The organism is Pseudarthrobacter xylosi (assembly GCF_055412765.1).
Genome location: NZ_JBVAYT010000006.1, coordinates 60,747 through 84,624, shown reverse-complemented (window position 1 = coordinate 84,624; position 23,878 = coordinate 60,747). Strand labels below are relative to the sequence as shown.

General features: G+C 63.0%; 15 protein-coding genes. 12 read left to right on the top strand and 3 right to left on the bottom strand.

The annotated features are described in order from the left end of the window. Window positions 1–2: 2 nt before the first annotated feature. The 11 genes from ACZY1F_RS14110 (at window position 3) to ACZY1F_RS14060 (ending at window position 16,788) form a co-directional block, all read left to right on the top strand. Window positions 3–1,925: a CgeB family protein gene (locus ACZY1F_RS14110; protein ID WP_463942370.1), complete on the top strand. Its 1,923-nt coding sequence runs from the start codon at window positions 3–5 to the stop codon at window positions 1,923–1,925. A gap of 7 nt (window positions 1,926–1,932) precedes the next feature. Next, window positions 1,933–3,237, top strand: coding sequence for a UDP-N-acetyl-D-mannosamine dehydrogenase (gene wecC / locus ACZY1F_RS14105; RefSeq protein ID WP_463942368.1), 1,305 nt, complete (start codon window positions 1,933–1,935; stop codon window positions 3,235–3,237). Between the two features lie 7 nt (window positions 3,238–3,244). After that, window positions 3,245–4,066 (top strand): hypothetical protein, encoded by an 822-nt coding sequence (locus tag ACZY1F_RS14100; protein WP_463942366.1) that lies wholly within the window; start codon window positions 3,245–3,247, stop codon window positions 4,064–4,066. Next, window positions 4,066–5,964 (top strand): glycosyltransferase, encoded by a 1,899-nt coding sequence (locus ACZY1F_RS14095; RefSeq protein WP_463942364.1) that lies wholly within the window; start codon window positions 4,066–4,068, stop codon window positions 5,962–5,964. Before ACZY1F_RS14100 ends, ACZY1F_RS14095 begins: the two co-directional genes overlap by 1 nt. 8 nt (window positions 5,965–5,972) lie before the next feature. Continuing rightward, entirely contained in the window at window positions 5,973–8,258 is a 2,286-nt protein-coding gene (locus ACZY1F_RS14090) for a glycosyltransferase family 2 protein (RefSeq protein ID WP_463942362.1), read from the top strand. Then, window positions 8,255–9,169 (top strand): hypothetical protein, encoded by a 915-nt coding sequence (locus ACZY1F_RS14085; RefSeq protein WP_463942360.1) that lies wholly within the window; start codon window positions 8,255–8,257, stop codon window positions 9,167–9,169. The genes ACZY1F_RS14090 and ACZY1F_RS14085 overlap by 4 nt, the downstream gene beginning before the upstream one ends. Beyond that, window positions 9,166–10,662 carry a hypothetical protein gene (locus ACZY1F_RS14080; RefSeq protein WP_463942358.1) on the top strand — a complete coding sequence of 499 codons (1,497 nt, stop codon included), beginning with the start codon at window positions 9,166–9,168 and terminating at the stop codon, window positions 10,660–10,662. Before ACZY1F_RS14085 ends, ACZY1F_RS14080 begins: the two co-directional genes overlap by 4 nt. Beyond that, on the top strand, window positions 10,659–11,990 hold the full coding sequence (locus ACZY1F_RS14075; RefSeq protein ID WP_463942357.1) for a UDP-glucose dehydrogenase family protein: 1,332 nt from the start codon (window positions 10,659–10,661) through the stop codon (window positions 11,988–11,990). The genes ACZY1F_RS14080 and ACZY1F_RS14075 overlap by 4 nt, the downstream gene beginning before the upstream one ends. Before the next feature lie 88 nt (window positions 11,991–12,078). Next, window positions 12,079–13,890, top strand: a complete 1,812-nt coding sequence (locus tag ACZY1F_RS14070; protein WP_463942355.1) for a glycosyltransferase family 2 protein — start codon at window positions 12,079–12,081, stop codon at window positions 13,888–13,890. Continuing rightward, window positions 13,883–16,099 carry a polysaccharide pyruvyl transferase family protein gene (locus ACZY1F_RS14065; RefSeq protein WP_463942353.1) on the top strand — a complete coding sequence of 739 codons (2,217 nt, stop codon included), beginning with the start codon at window positions 13,883–13,885 and terminating at the stop codon, window positions 16,097–16,099. The genes ACZY1F_RS14070 and ACZY1F_RS14065 overlap by 8 nt, the downstream gene beginning before the upstream one ends. A 188-nt stretch (window positions 16,100–16,287) precedes the next feature. Further along, window positions 16,288–16,788, top strand: coding sequence for a hypothetical protein (locus ACZY1F_RS14060; protein WP_463942352.1), 501 nt, complete (start codon window positions 16,288–16,290; stop codon window positions 16,786–16,788). Window positions 16,789–16,804: 16 nt separating this feature from the next. On the opposite strand, the gene ACZY1F_RS14055 is transcribed toward ACZY1F_RS14060, so the two are convergent. The 3 genes from ACZY1F_RS14055 to ACZY1F_RS14045 all read right to left on the bottom strand — a co-directional run bounded on the left by ACZY1F_RS14055 (window position 16,805) and on the right by ACZY1F_RS14045 (window position 22,299). Next, window positions 16,805–19,600 (bottom strand): glycosyltransferase family 8 protein, encoded by a 2,796-nt coding sequence (locus ACZY1F_RS14055; protein ID WP_463942350.1) that lies wholly within the window; start codon window positions 19,598–19,600, stop codon window positions 16,805–16,807. Between the two features lie 65 nt (window positions 19,601–19,665). Next, on the bottom strand, window positions 19,666–21,459 hold the full coding sequence (locus ACZY1F_RS14050) for a polysaccharide pyruvyl transferase family protein (RefSeq protein WP_463942348.1): 1,794 nt from the start codon (window positions 21,457–21,459) through the stop codon (window positions 19,666–19,668). 147 nt (window positions 21,460–21,606) lie between these two features. Further along, on the bottom strand, window positions 21,607–22,299 hold the full coding sequence (locus ACZY1F_RS14045) for a glycosyl hydrolase (protein WP_463942346.1): 693 nt from the start codon (window positions 22,297–22,299) through the stop codon (window positions 21,607–21,609). A gap of 469 nt (window positions 22,300–22,768) precedes the next feature. Between ACZY1F_RS14045 and ACZY1F_RS14040 the strand changes: the two genes are divergently transcribed. Further along, window positions 22,769–23,878: an ATP-grasp fold amidoligase family protein gene (locus tag ACZY1F_RS14040; RefSeq protein WP_463942344.1), complete on the top strand. Its 1,110-nt coding sequence runs from the start codon at window positions 22,769–22,771 to the stop codon at window positions 23,876–23,878.

The window sequence follows — 23,878 nt, the reverse complement described above, 5'->3', positions numbered from 1 at the left end:
GCATGGCGATTTTGAACAAGGCGGCTTACTGGCGCCGAGCTTTGTGGCATGCCCGCCAGGGCGGGATTCGCCAGGTCCGAAGCTACCTGCACAGGAGCTCCTCCGAACGGGACGAGTCAACCCTCGGCGGAGTACGCGGATCCGAAGGTGCCTGGCGCGGTTTCGGCCGGAATCGGCGCCTGACGTTCAGGCAGGCCGTCACGCCGGTCTCGGCGCCGCGGCACCCTGAGATGCGGGTTGGCATCATCATGGATGACTTTTCCGCCGCTGCGTTTGCTGCGGAATGGGCCGTTGTCGCCATCAGCCCACACGACTGGGAAGAGCAGCTGCACACGGAAGAGCTGTCGTTCGTCGTCGTCGAGTCTGCCTGGGCCGGCAACGGCGGCACCTGGCGGGGCAAGATCACGGGACCGACGGGACCGTCACAGGCCCTTCAGCAGTTCATTGCGCAGTGCACCGCCGCGGGGATTCCATCCGTCTTCTGGAACAAGGAAGATCCGCCGCACTACGAGGACTTCCTTCCGGCGGCAAAGCTTTTTGACTACGTGTTCACCACCGATGCGAACATGCTGCCCAGGTACCGCCAGGACCTGGGCCACAACCGCGTGTCCGTCCTGCCCTTTGCCGCGCAGCCGCGCATCCACAACCCGGTCCGCCCCCGCCACGGGTGGCACGCCCGGAACATCGCCTTTGCCGGAATGTACTTTGCCCATAAGTACGAAGACCGCCGCCGGCAGATGGACTACCTTCTCGGCGCCGCGGTGGACGCATCGGCCGGCAGCAAACCCGGCTTCGAAATATTTTCGCGGCAGCTGGGCAAACAGCGCCAATACCAGTTCCCGGGTGTGCTGAAGAAACACGTCGTTGGGTCGCTGTCCTACCAGCAGATGCTGACAGCCTACAAGGCGTACAAGATTTTCCTGAACGTGAATTCGGTGACCGACTCGCCGTCCATGTGCGCCCGGAGGATTTTCGAGATCACTGCCGCCGGTTCCTGTGTCGTCTCCACCCCCAGCGAAGCCATCGCCGAGTTTTTCCCCGACAGGGAGATCCCGACGGCGGCATCGCGGGAGGAAGCCACAACGCTGCTCAGGGCGCTGACCGCCAACCCGGACTACGCTGAGCGCTTGGTCCACAAGGCCCAGCGGCGGATCTGGGCCGACCATACCTTCAGCCACCGTGCGCGAACCGTCGCCGCGGCGGCCCGGCCGGAGATGGCTGTACCGGTCGTGCGCCCCCAGGTATCCGTGCTGGTCTCGAGCTTCCGCCCCGAGCAGCTGCAGCACGTGATCTCGGGGGTGGGCAGCCAGGTGGGCGTCGACGTCCAGCTGTTGTACCTTGCCCACGGTTTTGATGTAGACGGGGCCCTCTTCCGGCGGCTCTGTGGCGAAGCCGGAGTCCGCGAGGCCGTCCTGCTGGCGGAGCCGAAGGCCACATCGCTGGGGGAGTGCCTAAACGCCCTGGTTTCAAAGGCGGACGGAAAGCTCGCCACCAAATGGGATGACGACGACCATTACTCGCCGCTTTACCTGGGCGATCAGGTCAATGCCTTGATGTACTCGGACGCCGAGGTGGTGGGCAAAAGGGCCCACTACATGCACCTTGGCGGCCCTGCGGCCACCATCCTCCGTAACCCGCAGTTGGAACACCGGTTTGTCTCCGCCGTGGCAGGGCCCACGATCTTCGCGGCCACCGAAACGTTCCGGAGACTTCCGTTCAGCCGCGTGACCAGGGGGGAAGACTCAAGGTTCCTGGCCGACGTGATCGGGTCAGGCGGCAAAATCTATTCGGCCGACCGCTTCAACTACTGCCAAATGCGTGCGGCTGACAATGAGTCGCACACCTGGTCCATCACAAGCGACGAGCTGATGGCTTCATCCAAGATTCAGTTCTTCGGTTCGCCCGAAGAGCACATTTTAGTTTAGGGGAGACATGGACGAGACAGTATATGACGTAGCCGTAATCGGTCTGGGTTACATCGGTCTGCCGACGGCTGCCATCTTCGCGGCCAAGGGGCTGAGCGTCGCCGGCGTGGATGTAAAAGTGTCGACGGTTGAAGCCGTCAACCGCGGCGAAGTGCCCTTTGTCGAACCGGATATGGGTGTTGTGGTCTCCGGCGCCGTGAGCTTGGGGAACCTCGTGGCCATGACCACCGTGCCGCAGGCCGACGCGTTCATCATTGCCGTCCCAACGCCCCTTGCCGAGGGAAAGGGTGCAGACCTGTCCTACCTTCGCAACGCCCTGGAGGCGCTGGCCCCGAAACTGCGCGGCGGCGAACTGGTCATCCTTGAGTCGACATCCCCGCCCGGGACCACCGAACGCCTCGCGGCGCACCTCCTGGAACTCCGGCCGGATCTTTCGGCCGATGGCGCGCCGGGCCGCGGGCAGGTCCACGTGGTGCATTCGCCCGAGCGTGTCCTGCCGGGCCGCATCATGATCGAAATGGCCACTAACGACCGTGTCATTGGCGGCCTCACGGATGAGGGCGCGCAGCGCGCCAAAAAGCTGTACGAAATCATCTGCCAGGGCGAGATCCTCCTGACTGACGCCACCACCGCCGAGATGACCAAACTGGTGGAAAACACGTTCCGCGACGTCAACATCGCGTTCGCCAATGAGCTGTCGCTGATCTGCGACAAAATCGGCATTGACGTCTGGGAGCTGATCAAGCTGGCAAACCACCATCCCCGCGTCAACGTCCTGCGCCCCGGCCCCGGCGTGGGCGGCCACTGCATCGCCGTGGACCCGTGGTTCATCGTGGACGCCGCCCCCGAGGAAGCGAACCTGATCAAGCTGGCCCGTGAAGTCAACGACGGCAAGCCGTACCGCGTCGTTCAGCAGGTTGTCGAAGCCCTCCAGGAACGGGCGGGCAGCACCATCGCCGTGCTCGGCCTAGCTTTTAAGGCCAATATCGACGACGTCCGGGAGTCTCCCTCCATGACCATCGTCCAGGAACTGGCAAGGCACCTGCCCGACGCCGAGATCCTCCCCGTGGACCCGCACGTGCACCACCTGCCGCCGGCGCTGGCCGCCGTCGGAATTGCTGAACTGTACCCGATGGACATTGCTGTGGCTTCCGCCGACATCGTCATGCTGCTCGTTGACCATGACGAGTTCCTCAGCATTGATCCCGCGTCACTTGCCGGGAAAATTGTCATCGACACCAAGGGCATCTGGAACGACCAGGCTGCGGCCACCGTTCCGCCGCTGACCGTCGGTGCTGGATTTGTTGGGTAAGAACAGCGTGACACCGCCTCTCCAGGAAGACCTTGCGGCTGCCGGCATTGAGCTGAAACCGGTCCACCGTCCGCGCGCCGGAACGCCGCTGATCCGGATTGTTGTTCCCGCGGCCTCCGCCATAGACGTCGCGGTGGCAGCGACGGCGGCATCGCTGCTTTCCTCCGCATGCCAGGATTTCGTCGTTGACATCATCGGCCTGGCGGGCGCAGGAGCGTCACGCGTGGGGGAGTGGCTGTCGTCTGACGGGAGGTTCCGGCACTCGGCGTCCCTGCCAGGGAACGACTGGGCTTCGGAGTTTGTCCTTGTGCTTCCCGCCGGGACGAGGCTAGGCACGTTCTCGCTCGAAGCACTGGTCGATGCCCAGGTGGCCACCGGAGCGTCCCTCCTGCGTGCCCTGGTTGACGGCCAGCGGGGCGCCGTCGAATTGTGGGACACCAAGGTTCTGGCCGGGCTGTATCCGTCACAGGACCCGGAGCAGGCTGTCCGTTCCGCCGGTGATGAACGATGGATCTCCGGCAGTTCGGTGGGCCTGCATGACTATCGCCAGCCTGCGCCGAAGATGCACCTTCGCAAGGGCGCCGCCGGACGGCACGACCTCACCATCATCGTTCGCGACGCGACGGACCCCGCGACGCGGGCGGACTACGAACAGCGGCTCCGCGGGCTGGAAGCGAAACTGCTGAAGTCCGACGTCGAACGGCGGCGCCTGGAGGCGGGGATCGCCCCGAAGCGCGGGCTGGGCCGTGTGCGTGCCGCGGCCAAGCGCGGTCCCGGCTACCTGGTTGCCCGCGCCCGGACGGCCTTAAGCCGGGTGCGGGAGCCGTGATGCTGACGAGCGTTTCAGTGGGTTGCGGTCGGGAATCTGCCGCCGCGGTCACCGCTGCCCTGGGGCTGGACTTCGCGGCCACCCTCTGGGAGCACCGCGATGCCGACGACGCCCAGGCCTGGCAGCACGGGGCCGCCGTGGACGAGCGCTGGTGGGGGACCTACCTTGTGCACGCCAGGTCCCTGGCGGAAGCCCGGGCGCTGCTGCCCCTGCTCCGAAGCGAAGGCAAGGCCCAGCGCCTTGCGCTGGTCATCAGTGGCCATGTCTCGCCTGCGGCCGGTGAATCCTGGACCAGCCGCATCCTCAAGGCCAAGGCGCTGGCCGCTCCGTGCCTCATCCCGGGCATCGGGTTTGCCGTGGTGGTCGAAGGGAGCAAATGGGTGGGGGTCCACGCAGGAGCGTCGGCCGCCCTCGACTCCGCGTCCGCCACGGGCTCCTCCCTTGCACTGGGCGGCCTCCGGGCCGGAGTGCTGGAACCCGCGGACCGCGACTGGCTGGCAGGGGATCAGCTGGCAAGCCTCCTGACTCCGGAGCTCCGGCACCCGGAGACGGACGACATCTACGCGGTTGACGTCGTCGTCGGCAGGCAGATCACCCTCGCCGCAACCAGCGGGCGGGCCACACCCGCCGTGTGGACCCCCGGACCCCTTGACCTGCCCCCGGTTGACGTGGCGGCCATTAATCCTTCAGGCTTCCGTCCTTACCCCGATGCGGGCCCCGTGGCCCTGACCCGGGAGGACCTATCCACAACCGGCAACCTGGGCGAGCCCGAACTGCGGAACCTGCGTGGCAGGAGCTACGTGACTGTGGATGGGGCGGACTTCTACGGTCTCGAACGGCCGCTGGCCCACAGGCTCACGCAGCTCGCCGTCGCCGGCGTTCCGCTCCTGGCCTCCAACGTTCCGCCACGCGTTGAAGCTATGGTGGGCACGCCGCTCACCCATCTGATGGCGCGCTTTGAGGCCGGCGATCCGCCCATACTCCGCGAAGCCAAATCCATCGACCTGCGGCGGGCGGCGTTCGAGGAGTACGCTCCCATTCCGCGCTGGAACACAGTCCTCGGCAAGCTCGACCGGCTGCCCCGCCCGGACGCGTCGGTCACCATCCTGCTGGCCACTCGGCGACCCAACAAGGTCGCGGCGGCCCTTGCCCAGGCAGCCGCCCAGAGCTGGGGAACACTGGAAGTTGTCCTCGTGCTCCACGGCTTCGACCGGGACGTCCCGGCGGTCAAACATGCCATCGAGGCCTATTCCGGCCAGCTCAAAGTGGTGTCCGTGCCGGCGTCAACGATCTTCGGAGACGTCCTGAACGCGGGCACAGCATTGGCCGGCGGCGAGTATGTCACGAAGATGGATGACGATGATTGGTACGGCAGGAACCACATTAAGGACCTCGTGCAGGCAGCCTGCTACAGCGGTGCCGACCTCGTCGGATCCCAGGTGGAGTTCGTCTACCTGGAAAGCCTGGACATCACCACTAGGCGGCCTCCCGCCGGCGAGCAGTACTCGGACCACGTTGCGGGCGGGACCATGATGCTCAGGCGGGACGCCTTGAACCTTCTGGGCGGGTGGCGCCCTGTCCACCGCGCCGTGGACCGCTGCCTGCTGCAGGCCGTCCAGGCGGCGGGCGGCCTGATCTACCGCACGCACGGCCAGAACTACCTGATGCACCGGCACTCCGCAGCCGACACGCACGGCGGCCATACCTGGAACCCGGAGGACAGTATCTTCCTGCAAAGCGTTGCCGAGCAATGGGACGGTTTTGCTCCTCCACCGCAGATTGAAGGGGCGCGGGACGGCGGGCCCGCCAGCCGCGACCCCGGCCTGAAGAGCCTGTTTGCGCATGCACCGGAGCCCGTCCAGCGACCGACCGCCCCCAGCCACAACAATCCTGAGTAGGTTCATTGATGCAAATTTTGAGGATTGTTCGCCGGGCATCCCGTCTGTCCGCCAGGAAAAAAGCCGCGGCGGCTACTTTCTTCCTGCTGGCCCTGCTGGCTCTCTACGCAGCGTACGTGCAGAATCCTTGGCTCCTCGCCGCACTGCTTACCATCCTCGCGGCGGGCACGGTTGGGGCCCTGGTAAAAGTGGAGGCCCTCCTCCGCAAGGCCCGGCGGGCCGCCGTCGCCGCGCCAAAACCCCGCCAGATGGCACGCCAGAGGCCCGGAGCCCTGACCTCGTGGGGTGTCCGCTCCGGTGTCCCCGCAGCCCGGCTGGTCCAGCGACTGACCAAACTGCGGTCAGTGGACGGACGGGATGTCCTGGTCAGCGCAGCCACGTCAGGGCGATGGTCCTGGAACGACATGGCAAGCGCCCTTGAGATGTACAGGCTCGGCGGACGACTCCGAGGTCAGGTGTGGCCGGTGCTCGAGTCATCGCCGCGGTCTTCCCTGCTGCTCCTGGCAGACCTATGTTTTCGGCAGAACATCCTTGAGGACGATCTCCTGAACGCTGCGACCCTTTACCGGTACGCCTATCAGCGCCTTGGAGCTGCGCCCTTCAGGGAAAAGCGCCGCGGTGAGTTTTTCCTGGATGCTCTGTCCCGGACCGGACAGGGGACCGAAGCCATGCGGCTCCAGGGCCTATACGACGTGGAGAACAAGAACGCGAACGATCTGCACCTTTACCGGGCAAATGCCGACAACCCCTTCAAGGGCAGTGCCGCAGCAGCTGATATCGGTCCGTGGCTTGACGAAGTAAACGCAATCTACGAGCGCGCCGGCCTGGCCCGCCTGGTCCTGGAGGACGGAACGTCGAATGCATTCCTGCGGCTCACTGCCGAGGCGCCTGCAGCTGTTTCCGAGGGGCCGCTGGTCTCCATCATCATGCCTGTTTACAAGTCGGACGACTTCACGGAGCGTGCCATCGGGTCGGCACTGCAGCAGACCTACCGGAACATCGAAATCATCATTGTCGACGACGGTTCCCCCGATATGAGCCAGGAGCGGCTGCATAAGTGGGCCGAAGCGGATGAACGCGTAAAAGTCATTCTCAATGGCCCCAATTCGGGAGCCTACACCTCACGGAACATCGGATTCGCCGCTGCGGGTGGAGAATTCGTGACGATTTTCGACGGCGATGATTGGCAGCATCCGCAGAAGATCGAGCTTCTGGTGACGGCCGCCCTGAACGAGAACGCAGGAAGGCTCGTTTCCGCGCCCTGGACCCGCGCCGACGAAGACCTCTTCTTCCACTACAGGGGTTGGCGAGGAGCGTTTATCACTCCTGCTCACGTGTCCACAATGTTCCACACCGCTACGGTCCGCTCGAAGCTCGGCTTCTGGGACTCGGTACGGAAAGCAGCCGATACGGAGTTCATCCTCCGCTATCGGATGCTGGTTAACGAAGAGGAACCCCTTGAGGTTACCGATGCGCCGCTGACCATATCCTTGGTGGGCACGTCCAATCTTTCAATTGATGATTTCCGCCTGGGCTACAGGTCACCGGACCGCGTGGCCTACCGCGATTCCTACGAGCATTGGCACCGGCAGGTGGCCGGCGGGCAGCATTCCGGCTACCTTCCCTTCCCGCAGCCTGAGCGCGTCTTTCCCGCGCCCGCCAGGTTCCTGCCGCAGGGCGGTCAGGCCGGCCTCCAGCTGGACGCGCTCCTCGTTGGCGACTTCGGAGATGCGGCAGGCGCGTCAACGCTCGTGCGCGAACAGTTGGCGGCTGCTGTTGCCAATGGAAGCAGAATTGGCCTGATGCACTACCCATGTATGCTCCGGACAAAATCCATAGACGGCCGGTTCTCCGACGACTTTATGGACGCTTTCGCAGCTGGCACTTTCAACCGTGTGGAGCTGACCGACACCATCCACGCGGAGACTGTGCACATCTACGACCCCACAGCCTTCCAGTACACGCGGCACCTCAAGACCGGGCACAGCGCAGAAAGTATTCTTGTGTGGGCCCAGGAACCGCCGTTTGATGCTGAGCGGAAGGAACACCAGTATGAGATCGCAACCATTGAACGGAACCTCAAGGCAACCTTTGGCGGCGCCCTGCGCTGGATGCCGCAAAACGAACAAACACTCACAGCACTATCCGTCGGCGGCTGTTCCGCCACCGTCGACGCATCGGCAGTACCGTTGCCCTTTGAAGCGCCTGACGCCCTTGAGACTGCCCTGGAATCAGCCGCGGACCTGGACTCGGATTCCATGGCACCGCTGACCCGGGTAGGAGGGGCGCTGTGACCTCGCCGAACACCACCGAACGGGCCACCTGGGATGACCGTAATGAGGTTGCAATCCGTCACCTCGCCGGCCCTGGACAGATTGACCATCACCCAGGGGGGCCCTATGAATTCTGGACCCCGGGCACATCCGGAGGTTCCCTTGACATAGTGGGGCTGTACGAGCCGATGGATTCCACCACACTGATCGTCAGCTTCCACGGCTCGTTGCAGCGCTCGAAGTACCAGTTGCCCCGTTTCGAGTGGCGGCAGTCCCTGAATGTGATCAATGCGGCACGACTCTACATTGCCGATTCAAGCCTTTATCAGAGCAACGGGATACCACTGGCCTGGTACGTCGGCAGTTCAGCCCAAAACCTCACGGCCGACATCGCCGTCCTGATCCAGGTTGTGGCCGCCGGGGCAGGATACCGGAACATCCTCCTGACCGGATCCAGCGGCGGCGGGTTCGCTTCCCTCGCCGTGTCACGCCGCATTCCCGGATCCGTCGCGCTGTGCTTCTCACCCCAAACACGAATCGGTGACTACAACCCTGACGCCATCGGGACATTCCGGAGCGTCTGTTTCCCGGATTACAAAAACTATCCAGCTGTCGAAACCGAACACCGGTCCCGCGTCGATTTGCGGCATCTCTATGAGCAAAGCCCGGACCACAACTACGTCCGCTACGTCCAAAACACCAACGATCTCTCGCACTTCACCAAGCACTACACGCCGTTTGCCCGGTCACGCGGCGTTGACCCCGAAACGGGAGGCCTGGACTCCGCCGGCCGGATCGAATTTGTGCCCCAGGCGCTGCAGATGGGCCACGAACCCCCTTCGCGCGGCCGTTTCCGAAGCCACATCCTCGAAACGCACGAACGGTTCTTTGGCGAGAAACTCTCAAGGCTGGACGAGGAAGGGAACCAATGACAGACCCTGCTGCAACCCCTGACGGGAGCTGGCCTGATGCATTTTCACACGGCTACATCCTCACCAACGCGCCGGAGCCGGACCACTGCCGCGACTGGCGCGCGGAGCACCTCGGCGGAATCAACCTATTCCTCCACCACAAAACAGCCGCAGCCGTTTCCACGTCCAGGCACTCCGGACACACCGTGGTGCTCGTCGGGCAGCCCGTTGACGTTGACAGCGAAAGCATCAGCGGGGCCGGGATCGCTGCGGCCTGCCTGGAGATCCTCGATCGCGACGGTGCCGAAGCGGCCATCCGCTATGTCGCCTACCTGGGTGGAAGGTTTGTGGCCTTCCTCATCGTTGACGGCACCCTGACTGTGGTGCCGGACTGCCATGCCACGCAGTCGGCCTTCTGGGCAGTGGAGGACGGGTCCGTCTGCGTTGCCTCGCACAGCGCCTTGGTGGCGGAGGCCCTGGCCGTGGGACCGGACGAGGAAGCCCGCGCCTTGCTGGCACAACTCAAGCGGCTCAAACCCCAGGGCACCCGCTACTACCCCGGCGTGCGCACCGGCTTCCGGAATGTCCGGCCCGTTACGGCAAACTGCCTTCTTTCGGTCACCCTTGGCAGCGGGCAGGCCACCCATCTGCGGTTCTACCCGTTCAAGGAGATTCCGGCCGCCAGGACGGTGGAGGAGGCATTCACCACGTTCGAACGTTACCTCCTGACCCACGTCCGGCTGCTGACCGGCTTCGGGCAGACCGGCATCTCCCTGACCTCAGGAGGCGACAGCCTGGCCACCCTGCGTGCCGCTGTGGCCGGCGGAGCGCAGGATATGTTCGCCTTCACCTACTTTCTGGCCTCGAGCCCAACGCCAAACAATATTTCCGACGTTATGGGTGCCAACCAGCTGGCTTTCGAAGCAGGCATCAGGCATAAGGTACTCCGATGGGCGCCAGGGCAGCGCAGCGTGGAATTCGATGCCTTGTTCAATAGGACATGGCCGGATGGCGGCCAAGCCAAACCTGTGGCAAGGTGCATGTACGAGGAACTGCCCAGGAACTTCTACGAATTGCAATCCACCGTGGCCGAAACAGGCACGGTTTTTTATCCGGGACGTAAAACACCGGAGATTTCCCCCATCCGGCTCGCCTCGCTCTGGCAGGGCACCACGATCGGTAACATGGAGGAATTCCACCGGGAATTCACGGAATTCATTGAATACTCGCAATTCACGGCCGAAGACCTGCTGAACATCGATTACCACGATGCCTTCTATTGGGAGCACCGGAACACGTGCTGGGCGGCCAACCGCTACCACGAAGGTGATTTGGGCCACCGCGTGCTTCTGCCGTTCAACCACCGTGGCCTGATCGAAGCTATGCTCAGCATTCCCTTCGCGGACCGCAGGAAAGCGGTCCTCATCAAAATGTTTGCAGACAAATATTCACCAATAGTCACCCCCGTCGGCTGCCAGGCTGATTCCAACGATCTACAGGAGAAATCCGCATGAGCTTGACCGTCAGTGTTATTGGAACGGGCTATCTCGGAGCCACCCATGCCGCCGCCATGGCCGAGCTCGGATTTGATGTGATCGGCGTGGATACCGACGAGGCGAAAATCAAAAGCCTGGCAAACGGCGACCTGCCGTTTTACGAACCTGGGCTGCCTGACCTGCTGCGCAAGCACATCGCCAGCGGGCGCCTGACATTCAGCACTGCCCTGGAAGCCGCCGCGGACGCCGACGTGCATTTCATTGCCGTTGGAACTCCGCAGCGGCCTGGTGATCACAGCGCCGATCTCAGCTACGTTGACGCTGCCGTTGCCGGACTCGCCCGCGTTGTTCGGCGCGACACGCTGATCGTCGGCAAATCCACAGTTCCCGTGGGCACGGCAAGGCGCCTCAAGCAACTGATTCGGCACAACTCTGCGGCGGGCGTCACGGTGGACCTGGCCTGGAACCCCGAGTTCCTCCGCGAAGGCTTCGCCGTCCAGGACACCCTGCGTCCGGACCGCATCGTCTTCGGCGTGGACTCGCCGGGCGCTGAAGCAGTCCTGCGGGGTGTGTACTCGGATGCCATCAACCGCGGCACGCCTGTCATCAGCACGGACTTCGAAACGGCAGAGCTGGTCAAGACAGCAGCGAACGCTTTCCTCGCCAGCAAGATCTCATTCATCAATGCCATCTCCGAGATTACCGAGACGGTGGGCGGTTCCATTTCCACCCTGGCGGACGCCCTGGGGCACGACGTCCGGATCGGGCGGCAGTTCCTCAACGCCGGCGTCGGATTTGGTGGCGGCTGCCTGCCCAAGGACATCCGCGCGCTCCAGGCCCGCGTCAGTGAACTGGGGCTTGACCGGACCATGAGGTTCCTTTCCGAAATGGATGAGATCAACCTGCGTAGGCGCGAACGCGCCGTGTTCCTGGCCCAGGAGCTCCTCAACAACGACGTGGCCGGGAAACGGATCGCCGTCCTGGGCGCCGCATTCAAGCCTGAAAGCGATGACGTGCGGGACTCACCGGCCCTGGACATCGCGGCGACCCTTTACAGCCAGGGCGGCGACGTCGTCGTATTTGACCCCAAGGCGAATGCGAACGCCGCCAAGCGCTTTCCGCGCCTGGCCTACTCAGACACTGCGGTTGACGCGGCCACGGGCGCCGACCTGGTGCTGCTCCTCACCGAATGGGCGGAACTGAAGGCCCTCGCGCCCGAGGACCTTGCCGGCGTGGTCAAGGCACAAAAGATCATTGATGGACGCAACGTGCTTGATTGGGAAAAGTGGGAAGCAGCAGGCTGGGAGACACGGACCCTCGGGCGCAAGTCGGAGTCCCTGAACTGAATTTCGTCCCCGCATCGTGGAAGGTCCTCGGACGCGCCGGGAGATCGGAGGGCAAAACGCAATGGACATAATCGCGCTTGTTGGACAAGTGACAAAGGCGGAGACCTCGCTCCTGATCGGGGAGGATTTTTCCGGCTGGAAACTCCGGAAAGACGACCCCGGTACGCCCGGCAGCACAGTACGCGGCATGGAGGAACGCAAACGGGACAGTTTTGTCCTCGTGTGCGCCTCCCTGGCTGATTTGGAGCGGGCTGCCCAGCTTCTCGCCTTCGAGGGGCGGGCCCGCCGCATGGTGATCGTGGTCAAGGAAACCGCGCGGCCCGAGCTGATCCGGATTCCCGCCCACGCATTCCGGGCCGGATGGGACGTCGCCTTCAGGACGCACCGCCACGGCTTCGTCCTGTCCGTGACGTCGGCGGACCCTGGCGTCGACATCGGCCAGGTGGCGGCGGGAGTTGTCGCGCCGGACAGCCGGCTTCATTCGTCAACGCGGGTCGCTGTGCAGGATGTGTCCCTCGCGGGGCTTGTGCAGGCAAGCCGCATACCGGGTATTGGCATGGGCTCGGTATCCCGGGCGGCGGACTCCATTCCGCCCTTCGACGTGTTCCTGGTGGATGCACACCAGGACGGCGGTGGGCTCGCAGCCGATGACGTCGCCATCCTCACCGGCCTGGGCGTCCCGGTCCAGTCGATCCACCTGGCTGCCACCCCGGCAGTGGATGTGCGGTGGGCTTCCCCGGTGGGCTTCGACGCGGAACCCGGCAAGGAGGTTGTTTATCTCAAGCTGGAAAAGGTCAAGCACCGGCACCTGCTGACAACGGAGGGTGACGGCGCCTCGGCGACGACATTTGACGTGGGACGCGGCGTCGATGAGAACCTGATGAGCGTCCTCCGGCCCTACAGGGCGGCCCGGCTTGCGCTGGCTTCGCCGCTGGAACCGGCCGTTGTGTCACGCTTCCTTGCCAGCCTGGGCTGCGCCGGGGTTCCCGTGTCCGTGGAAGCGACGCCACCGGGTGACCTCCCCCGGGAAGCCTCCGAGCTCCTTGCCAGGTTCGAAACACTTTCCGGTGTGGATTTGAGTGACAACCTTGCAAGGCAACAATGGTCTGTAGGCCTTCGGCGCTGGGCATTGCAGAACTTTTCCCAACAGCGGGCCTGGTCCGCCGTCACCGAGGCCCGCGGGTTGCCGGCCAAACCCGACGCAGCAGTCACCGTGATGATCCCCTCCCGCCGGCCGGAGTTCGTTGCAGCGGCGGTCCGCCAGGCACTGGGCCAGTCCCACCCCAACCTGGAGATCGTGGTTGGCCTCCACGGCATCGACGCCGGCCAGGTCCTGGCGAGGGAACCATGGCTGAAGGGCCACGCATCGGTCCGCCTGTTCCAGTTCGACCCGGGCCTCAGCCTCGGCCAGGTCCTCAACCAGCTCACCGACAAGGCCGGGGGAGAGTTCGTCGCCAAGATGGACGATGACGACCTTTACACCGAACACCACATAGCCGATCTGGTTTCGGCCATCGAGTTCTCCGGCGCCGAGTTGGTGGGGTGCAAGGCCGAGTTCATCTACCTCGAAGGCTCCGACGTGACAGTGCAGCTGAGGCCCAACAGCGAGGTGCACGGAGGATCCGTCACCGGCGGGACGATTCTGCTGCCCCGCCACATCGTTGGCGACATCGGTGGTTGGAACCCTGTGGGCACTGCCGAAGACCGGCTGCTCATAGCGGGCGTTCGGAAAGCCGGCGGCCAAACGTACCGGACCCACGGCCTGAACTACCTGATGCGTCGTGGCGATGGAGACCGAACGCATACCTGGAATCCCCAGCCGGACGTGTTCGCCAAGCACGCCATCCGATCATGGCCCGGCCTTGGCTACCCGGGTTGGAGGACCAGCAGCGATGTCTGAGGAATCCCCGGCGCAGTTCCGGACCGGCGTTTTGGCGAGGCTCGAGTCTAGGGGTGCTTCCAGTGGCTCGCTGAAGATTGTGCTTGTCAGCTCGGCCGATCCGGCGGGAAAAGCGCAGATCGAGGGCATGCGCCGCGCCCTCCGCATGCTCGGGCACCAGGTTTTTGGCGTCTCGGCCACACGTCACCCCGGACTTGTTGTTAAGAACGGGGAGGCTGGCGGTCACGCAAAGGTCTTGAGCCTTCTTGGGATCCCCCGGATTGTGGAAAACTTCCGGCCGGATGTTGTCCTGGTTGCCAACAACCCTTTCCCGTTTGACGGGGCGAGCAGGGCCTGGGCGGCGGAAGCCGGCATCCTGCTGCTTCTGCTCGACACGCATCCCGGACGCCTGATCACCACCAGGACCCTCACGTCCTACGACTGTTACGCGGCTGACTGGCCTGGCCAGCTGCTGGGGCTTGTCAACCTACCGTTCCGGCTGGGCGGCGACGCGTCCCTGGCGATGAGCCTCTCCCTGACAAAGCGGCCGGAAGCCGTATCGTTTGGCTTACTGGACGGTCCACGGATGAAGGCGGAATACCCAGAGCTGTTCGCGAAGCTGTCCGGCGACCCTTCCGTCCGCGGGGCCGGGTCCGAACCCGCGGAAACAACTGCCATCGAACGCGCGCTGGTCCACATCCACGCGCCGGCCATTGATTCGCGGCGCCAGGCGGCGTGGCAGTGCGTTCAGTCGATCCTCTCAGGCGCGGCGGTGGTGGTCCCGCGCACCCTGAATTTGCCGCAGCACATTGCTGAACTCGAGTCGGTTTTTGAGTACGACGACGAGCCGCAGCTGGGGAGGCTGCTTGAACATTTGAAGGGCGAAGGCAGGTCGCTGCAGCGCAGTGCCCAGGCCGGCGCTGCGTCGCTGCGACGGACCAGCCTCCTGGAGGACCAGTTCCATGACCTGTTCGCCGGCATCGAAGCCGCGAGCAGCAGCCTGTATTTGCCTGTGCAACATAGGATTGCGCGCCGACGGGCAGCCGCTGCCTCGCCCAGGGGGCAGGTTGTGGCCGTTTCGGGCTGGTACGGCGAACGCAACCTTGGCGACGAGCTGATCCTGGATGCGCTGCTGCAGGGCCTGGAACGCGTGAATCCCCACGGCCAGGTGGTGGTGGCCGCACCGCGCCCCGCAACCGTGGAGAGGGACCACAGCGTCGCCGCAGTTCCCCGGCACGAGGTGAAGGCAGCGGCGCAGCTCGCCAATTACGCGGACTGCCTCATTGTTGGCGGCGGCGGAATCTGGAACGACAAATCCGTTGCCCGAAACGGCGGCCTGGCCGGCCTGTTCCAGAATCCCAAGCACTCGGTGGTGAATCTTGCCACGCTTCCTGTACTGTTCCATGCCTTAGGAAAACCAGTCGCCGGCATTGGCCTTGGCGTTGGCCCGTTGCTGGAAGAATCGGGGCGGTCCCTTGTGCGGCTGATGGCGTCCCTCAGCACTGTACTCAGCGTCCGCGATTCGAACTCGCAGGAACTGCTGGAAGGGATCGGCGGTCCAGGGGTCAAAGCAGGCGTCGACGGCGACCTTGCGTTCGCCTGGTTCAAGCCTGACCGGTCCCCGCGGGTCAGCAGCGGAGACGGGCGGGACCGCCCGCTCGTTGCTGTGAACGTCCGCATCCCTGACGACGTGGATCCGCTGGCCGAGCAGCACAGCTGGCCCGGGCTGGCCGCTGCCCTCACGGCGTTGTCCGGGAAGTTCAACTGCAGGTTTATCGGAATCCCCTTTCAGGCGGAGGACTCGGGCGAACTGGAACGTCTGTTCAGCGGCCTGGACAGTGCAGGCTGCCAGGTCCTGCCCTTCACCACTGACGCGGCGCAGGTGGCCGCGGACCTAGGTGCGTGTGACCTTGTGGTGGCGATGCGCCTCCATGCCTCCATCCTCAGCCACCGGATGGGCGTGATCTCGGTGGGTCTCAACTACGAGGACAAAATCGGGGACTACTTCCGCGAAGTCGGCGAGGAGCAGCGACTGGTAGCGAGGGAGGAGTCAGAGGGGAGGCTCACTGCGATAGTGACGGCTGCATTCGAGGGCAGAGAAAAGGCCCTCGAGCGGCTCGTTCCGTTGATGGCGGCACTCGAGCGCGAGGTGCGCGAAAAACTGGACGAGAACCTTCGTGCCCTCCTCGCCGCTGGAAAATCCAGTTCCGATGGGTTTTGGTCCCTTTAGTTTCTAAACCGCAGGGATAAGCGGCGCCTAAAACCTGACAGGCGGTGCCTGTGGATGCGATCGGCGACACGGTGACAAGTGCCCGCGAACTCCTGGACGACACGGGGCGGTGGGCCGAGGAAGCATTTGGACAGGCACGCGATTACGCCGCCGCGCTTTAGCCGCCGGCGGCACCGCCACATGGGCCGGTGCGCCAGGCGCTCTGGCCGGCGCTCCTTGGTTTGCTGGCGTTCCTGCTCTTCAACCAGGCGGTGGTGGCGTGGATCCGGTCCGAGCTGCTGCTGTCTCACCCGCCCAGTTGGCTCGCCGCCACACCCGTTGTCCTGATAGCCTTCCTGCCGCCGTATCTCACCGCTGGCGCGCGGCGCACATGGCTGCTTATCGTTCTACTCGCGGTCTGCGCATTGGCCGGAGTCCTCTTTGCGGTAGTGACCCCGACGGCCCAGGCTGACGCGTGGCTGGCGATCAGCCCTTGCCTTGGCTCATCGGCAGGTGTCATCATGGCGGCCCTGTCCATCAGGAGCACAATCCGATCCCGCCGCTCCGGCAGCTACGATAACATCACCCACCCGCTTGTCCACACAGCACGCAGCAACGGAACAGGCGCAAAAATCATCGTGCTGGCAACCAATTGGCTGTTCTCTGTGTGCGCCCTGGCTCTGCTTGGCCTTGCCCACGTACTTCGCTAGACAGGCGGTTTGTGGCTTAGAACCAGCCCTTCGTCATGGACTGCAGCGGGGAGGCATCAAGCCCCTTGCTGGCAGCAGCGGCGGCAAGGTTGTTAACAAGGTCAAACCAGGCGTTTTGGTAGGGCATCCGCAGCGCATGCCACGGCTTCGCCGGCCCCGCCCAGTGGACGATTTTGGGGCGGGCGCCGTACACGTGAGACGGGATGCAGTTCCAGCTGTGGTGTAGTTCCCTCCTGTTTCCGCCGGCGTAGCTGTACAGGACGTCCTGGTCGTTCATGTCGAAATAGCCGGGGTGCCCGAGGAAGCGCTCGCAAAAGTTATCCTCGCGCATCTGTTCTAGGTTCAGCACCATAACGCCGGCATTAAATGCCAGGAAGTCGCGGTGGTGGGTCCTGAGCATGTAATGCTTCAGTTCGGCCGCTCTTTTGGGTGCCAGCCGCTGGGAGACCGACAAAAGATGATTAAAACCGCTCTTGGACCAGTCCGCCGTCGCGGAGCACGCAGCCAGGGGAATGCGCTTCAGGCTGATATCGAAAAGTTGCCCCACGTCCGACAAAACCATGAGGTCAACGTCCAGGTAGACAATTTTTGAACGGGTTTCGAGAAGCGACGGAAGCAGCAGCCTGTCGATCGTGGACACCGTTATGTACCGGGACGTTTGCATCACGTTGCCGTAGTTCACGCCGTCACAGGGAATGAAGTCGAAGGCCACGTCAGGGAACAGGACAGCAAGGTAGTCGAAGTCCGCCGGGCGCAGGCCCCTGGCAAGCAGGTGAATATGGAGCCGCCTCCCGCTGGAACGCCGGATGCTCCCGATGGCTGCCGCCAATTGACCAAAAAGGTTGGAGTCGCATGCCATCGCCACCTGGACGGCTCCGGTCGATTCCTCCCAACCAGGTGGCCGGGCCCGAAGTGTCTGCTGCTGGAGTTCCTGGATGGCAGCCTGCACGTCAAAGCCAGGCTTAGGTAGCACCATGGTCCGCCCGAACCGCTTCTTCGCTTCCAGCACAAGAGCCGCGGTGGCATTCTTCCAATGCCTGTAGACAGATTGTTTGCCAGCCCCTGAACAGATCAGTTCCAAGGTGGATTCCAAGGGTGTGGAACTTTGGCCGGAGGGCGGGTCAATACGGCTGGACGTCCCGGCAGCCGGTTCGCCGGCGCCGCCGGAGCGGGGAGGCGTGTACACGACCTCGATGCCCAGGGCGGTACAGATGCCAAACGTCTCCAAATGCGGAGTGAGGACTTCCTTGGCACGGCGGAGCTGGTCGAAATACCCGGCAGCCGTGGCCACGTTGGCGCCGATGGAAGCGGACCTGACGTGGGCGGTCTTTTGTTGTGCCTTGATCACCTGCGGATTGCCGGCGGTTCGCGAGATCAACCCTGGAAGTTCGGAGTGTGGGGACTCCGCGGCCTCGCTGGCGGGCCCTCCGGAGCCTAGTGCCAGGCTCGCCACAGGTCCGGAATAGAAAGCATCGATGCCCCTGCCGAGCAACCAGTATGTGGTGGTCCAGTCCCTGCAACCAACCGGGCCCGCGGCCTTGAGGACGGAGAGCATGTGTGGATCGCCCACTGACATGTCTTCGACGTGAAAGCCCCAGAAGATCGGGCTGAGGGATTCAGCACTGGGGAACGGCTGCGGCGCACCGAATACCTTACCGGCAAAGGAGCCGTGATAAACGGTCCAAACGGGTCCGGAATACGCTGCCTTGTTGGGCATGTATCGCCACACTGGGACGATTTCAACTGTGGGGACGCCCTTTGCGCCACCGGCGCCGGACGGAATTCGCCCTTCCAGGACGGATGCGAGTTCCGTGTCGGCCGTTTCAAGGGCGGCGGATTCAGCGACGCGGTCCAGTATGACCAAGGTTTCAAGATAGAGTCCGAGGTCCGCGGAGGGTCCCGTGCTATCTGGCTGGCGTGCATCCCATATGCCGAACCTTACGGCCGCCAGCGGAGCCCCGGGCGACCGCTGGTCAGTTGCAGTCCGCGCATTGAAATAGTCCCTGGCGAACTGCATGCCGGCGACATCGGCCTTGGTACATCCGTCAATGGAGTTGCATTTTTCCAAGAACTGGTTGCATAAATCACGCATTTCTGTCCAGCGGCCACGGACAATCCCGTATCGGATCACACAGATCCACGTCGAACTGGGATAGGGCCTGGAAAGGTTTGCCTTGAAGTGCTCAAAGGCGGCCGACGCATCAGCTTCGAACTGGACCTTGTACCATTCGGTGGAAGCGTACTTAAGTGCCATATCTTCCGGGACCATCTCCAGGTAGACCTTGGCGAGGTCATTCAGGCGGTTTCCCGAGGCCACGATAGCAGCGCATATCCGTCCGGCATCCAGGGTGGTGCGGCTTCCGGTCAGGTGGAGGGAGAGGGATCTTGCTTCGACCGGATGTTTGCTTGCCACAAGTTCACGGACGGTTGCAACAACTGCGTCGGTGATGTCGCTTCGGTGGGCGAGCCGGAAGCCGAGTTGGGCCTCGGCTGCGCGCAGCTGGGCGAGGGCCAGGAGGACCTTGCCGTCCGGTTCCTTGCCCGCCGCCGGCCTGTCAGGCCCGATGGTGAGGGTCGATTCGAGGGTCGATACCAGGCTTGCAAGCCTGTCCAGCTCCGTCGATTGCGTTTTCAGCAACCGACGGAGCCGTCCCAATTTCTCGTCAAAGAAATCATGCGGCACATTTTCGCCGACAATGGTCCGTGTGCTCTCCGGACCACTTTCCCGTAGAAGGTCAATACCGGCGACCAATTCATCAAGAATTCGCTGGTCCTCATTGGGAATAGGCCGGGATGATGAATGTGCCAACATCTGCCTCCTACAATTGATTTACCGCGAGCCTACAGCACGGCGTTGTCCCGGCAGGTGAGGCAACCCTAAGGGGCGGCAATTACACCCGGGAAGGCGTCCAACAAAGCCTGCGCGTCGAAGTCGATCGCACAGTTCGGGTCGATGTGTTCGATCAGGGATTCGTCGAGAATGCTGAATTCGGAGAGATCAAGGGGCGTCTGGTCAGGCAGGCCAACGGACCGGAAGTAATCTAGGTATTTGGTCCCGTCACCTTGAATCTTGAGCGTTGAGCCGAATTCAGCCCACCGTGCAGGAATTCCGTATGCATTCGCAAGAATTATCCCGTGCAATGACGTTGAGACAACCATCTCGCATTCCAGGAGTTCATCGATAAACATCTCGATTTCCTCATAGCCAACACGCAGCAGGTTCAAATCGCGGACGCCCGGAGCCAACTGGCCCAGGCCGCGGTGGCGGACGTGGCGGATGACGCCGAGCTTGTACTTCTTTTCGATGGGAGGGTTATAGAAGCGCGGCATCAGCAACCCGGCGTCGCCATAAATCTCGGGGCATTCGCCGCCGGATTCCAGGACCAGTTGCCGCGTCAGGGGACCGCGAACCGCGTGGTACTTGGCCTTGGGGTTCAGCTCGTCGCTCATGCGCGGCGTCCCGGTGCCCCAGACATCGCAGTTGTCTCCCGCAAACTTGATGACGCTGCCGATCGCCAGCAGTCCTTTGCCGCGGGGTGCGAGGCGCGGGGGAATTCCCGTGATTTTCTCGATGATGTACGGGTTGAGGATGTCACCGAGGTTGCCGGGATACGGCTGCTTCATCCACCAGACCCTGGTGCGGTCCGTCAGTTCCACGCGCATGCGCTTAGCCTTGCGTTCCTGCCGGAGGTCAAACAGCAGCGATGTTGCGAGGCCCGACAGCTTGGGATCGTCCGCAGCTTCAACTTCACCAAAAAGGCGTTCGGCGGAAGTGAATTTCTCTTCCTTCATCAGCTGCTTGCCGTACGTGATCTTTGCGTCCAGATCGAACGGGTTGGACAGGTGGAACTGTTTGACCACCTCCCGGCCTTCGGCGGCCTTGCCCTGGTGGCGGAGGGACTCCGCTAGCCGGCGGGTGCGGTCTATGCTGTCAAAGCCGTACAGCGCTGCTGTGGTCAGCAGTTGCTCGGCCACCACAAACTCGCTGGCCTTCATCATGTCCTGGGCGATGAGGGTGAGGATGTAGCCACGGTTCTTGAGCGTACCGTGCTGCAGGACCTTGTCCTTGAAGTTCTGTACGTTGCCGCTGTCACCGTGCAGGATCCAGGTCTCGGGCGTTGCTGACTCAAGGCTCCGGGCCTGCACGGTTGGCGGAAGCAGGAGCAGGGTCATTTTTTCGTCAAAGGACGACCATGCTTCCTGGAAGACAAAGTCGTCGGTGATGGGGCCGGTGGCCGCGTCCTCGACCGCAACAAGGTGGTCCAGGAAGCGGCGGGTGATCGGCGTGTTGCCGAAGTAAAGGAGCTGCGGTGCCCAGGTTCGGGCGGAGACGTAGGGATCGAAGGCATCGATGTACCCCGTCCGCAGCATCGCCGAAAAGTCCGCGGACGATTCCCGCAGGGACTCAGGGCGTGAGAGCAGTTCGGTGTCCGCGTCGATCCAGAGAATCGGCGAATCGAGTTCGAAGAGTTTCTTACGGTAGAACTGGATTTTCAGGCGGCAGATTTGCGCCCAGTCCAGGTCGCCGGATATTTCAATGTGTTCAATGGAATGATTGAGACCGAGGGACTCGCATTGTGCTGCCAGTCTCCTGGCTCCCTCGTGATAATACTCGTCCCCAATTGCAAAGCTTACAATCGTTGGGTATTGGTCCGCGGAATGGCGATTCATATGTCCCCTTCGGCGCATTGCCCACGCCTTGTCAACTGTCCAGTGGCACTCAATCATAGCCGTTGGGCTTTCCAAACCAGCTGATCGGCCGGGCCATGTGGCGGAAGACACGGCGGCGCCGTGTCATCGGCGGGCGGGGCCGGGGGCCTACAGCGAGGCGTACAACCTGCCGGTGCTGGACAGGTCGCCGTTGGCGTAAAACAAGGCAGAAGTCCACATCACCGGGTCTCCGGATGGCCTGGTCTTCCACGCGAACCGCTCGACATAGGGCATGGCCCGCATGCCTGCAACGGTTTCGCGCATAAAATCCTCGGTCTGCTTGCGCGTATAGCGGTTGGCGCTGGCCGTGGTCGCGGACCAGTCAGCCACCGCGTACTCGGTGACCCAGACGGGCCTACCGTATTTTTCGTAAAGCATTGTGACTTTGTTCAGGAAATCGGTGGCGTTGGGCCAGCCGTAACAATGCATGCTCATGAAGTCCACCCGCAGGCCGTTCTTCTTTGCCAGCTCCATAAAGCTTTGGAGCCAGAGGCTGGATGGTTTGGCGGTGGCCGGTGATCCAAGTCGCAGTCCCGTTTGTTCGAGTTTCGGCCAGAGGCGGATGGCTTCTTCCACGGTCATGTTGGCTTGAAGCTTTACGTCGGGTTCGTTGAAACCCAGCAGATGCTTGGACTTGGTCTCGGCCAGCTGGCGACTCACGTGGCCCAGGGCGTCCTGCTCGAGCAGCGTTTTCGCGCTCTTGACCATTGGCACAAAGGCTGGCGACGTCGTCACGTAATACCGGGAGCCCCACGTGTAATACCAAGCCAGCTTAAGGCTCTTGATCTGTTGGAGCGCCATAGCATCCTGTCCGCTGTGACCGAAGCCCTTGAGAGCTTTGACGGGAGCGGTGACGGTCGGGAGCGCAAGTCTGGTGGACGCGCTTGCGGCGGTTTGTCCTGAAATTATCCCCGGCACAGCGGCGGTGGCCAATGCGGCCAGCGGTATGGACAGAAATTGGCGACGTTCCATGAGTCCCCCTCTTATGGATACATTTTTCCGCTGCCGATTGCGGAGTGGTGCAGTGGCATTATGGGATTCGCGATTTAGAAAAGCGAATTACTGAGACAAGGGTCAAAATACCACTTAGTCGCTCCGGGAGATAGGCCAGGGTGTCGGCGGGGCAGGAGCGGCGCGGACGCAGGGGCGGGCATCCTGCGGAGCCCCGGCAGCCGAGTTGCTGGGCCGGTCCGAGTCCGTAGACTATTTGAGAGTGGTGCATCAATCGCCACACGGCAACAGCGCCGCGTTTATTTTTAGGGGATCCGATTTGAGTACGACTTATCCTGACGGTTTCGATCGGCCCCGCACGGAGTCGCCCTTTCTGGACTTCGTGGCCCGCGAGTTTGGACGGCGGGGCACCGAACGTCGTGGCGAGTTGGCCCAGAAGGTCATTTCCCATCCTTTTGTCAGTGGACTGGGCATGAAGGTGCCCGGACGGATTGCCTTAATCGAGGACCTGACTGCCCTGGCCGACGCTGACCTGCCCCCGTTATTTGTCCTCAAGGTGGCCAATGGCTGGTCCTCACGCGGCGTGATGATCCTGGAACGCACCGGGCCGGACCAGTTTTTTGACCACATGAATTTGCAGGCCTTGAGCCTCGAGTCAATCCTTCGCATTCAAGTCGAAAAGGCTGAGTCGTTTGCCACCAAGAAAGCGGTTTGGATAGCCGAGGAACTCATCCACCACACGCTGGGTGTGGGTGCAATTCCCTTCGACTACAAGTTCTACTGCTTTAACGGCAAAGTGGGACTGGTTGTACAAATCGACCGCAATACCGGGCCCGTCAAAATGGCACTTTTCGACGGTGAATTCCGGCCGCTGAAGAAGAACACGGACTATTTGTTGTCGGGGTCCGCGAGATCGGGTGTGCCGATAATACCGCTTCATGCGCCCGAGATGCTGTGGTGGGCGCAGCGGCTCTCCCGCGAGGCTGATTCGCCCTTCGTCAGCGTGGACATGCTGGACAGTCCGGACGGGCCCGTCTTTGGTGAATTTACCTACTCGCCCGGTGGCACGCACCGCAAGCTCTTCGTCTTTTCACACGCCATGCTGGACCGCTTTGACGGCCTGATGGGTTCGGATGACGTCCCTGCCACCGCCCTGTCCGAGACCAGCCTCGAGTTGCGGCGGTCATTGACGAAGCCCGAGGCTCTTCCGTATCGTGCCTGGGCGGGCTACGCCTACGGCGGCGGACCCCGGGGAGCCGAGCGGCTCCACAGTTTCTACAAGGACCTCGCACGTGACTGCGGGCCGGACGATCCAAAGCACGACTGGTACCGCTGGTTCAGTGCGCGGTGGGCCGGCAACCGCGACCGGCTCCGCGGTGGCCGGGCCGCCAGCAAGTCAACGTCCGCGAAAGCGCCGGCCGCGGTCTGA

Excerpts from the sequence above, each read along its gene's own strand:
- ACZY1F_RS14110 (WP_463942370.1), top strand. The coding sequence starts at position 3 with ATGGCGATTTTGAACAAGGCGGCTTACTGGCGCCGAGCTTTGTGGCAT.
- wecC (WP_463942368.1), top strand. The coding sequence starts at position 1,933 with ATGGACGAGACAGTATATGACGTAGCCGTAATCGGTCTGGGTTACATC.
- ACZY1F_RS14095 (WP_463942364.1), top strand. The coding sequence starts at position 4,066 with ATGCTGACGAGCGTTTCAGTGGGTTGCGGTCGGGAATCTGCCGCCGCG.
- ACZY1F_RS14090 (WP_463942362.1), top strand. The coding sequence starts at position 5,973 with ATGCAAATTTTGAGGATTGTTCGCCGGGCATCCCGTCTGTCCGCCAGG.
- ACZY1F_RS14080 (WP_463942358.1), top strand. The coding sequence starts at position 9,166 with ATGACAGACCCTGCTGCAACCCCTGACGGGAGCTGGCCTGATGCATTT.
- ACZY1F_RS14075 (WP_463942357.1), top strand. The coding sequence starts at position 10,659 with ATGAGCTTGACCGTCAGTGTTATTGGAACGGGCTATCTCGGAGCCACC.
- ACZY1F_RS14065 (WP_463942353.1), top strand. The coding sequence starts at position 13,883 with ATGTCTGAGGAATCCCCGGCGCAGTTCCGGACCGGCGTTTTGGCGAGG.
- ACZY1F_RS14055 (WP_463942350.1), bottom strand. The coding sequence starts at position 19,600 with ATGTTGGCACATTCATCATCCCGGCCTATTCCCAATGAGGACCAGCGA.
- ACZY1F_RS14050 (WP_463942348.1), bottom strand. The coding sequence starts at position 21,459 with ATGAATCGCCATTCCGCGGACCAATACCCAACGATTGTAAGCTTTGCA.
- ACZY1F_RS14045 (WP_463942346.1), bottom strand. The coding sequence starts at position 22,299 with ATGGCGCTCCAACAGATCAAGAGCCTTAAGCTGGCTTGGTATTACACG.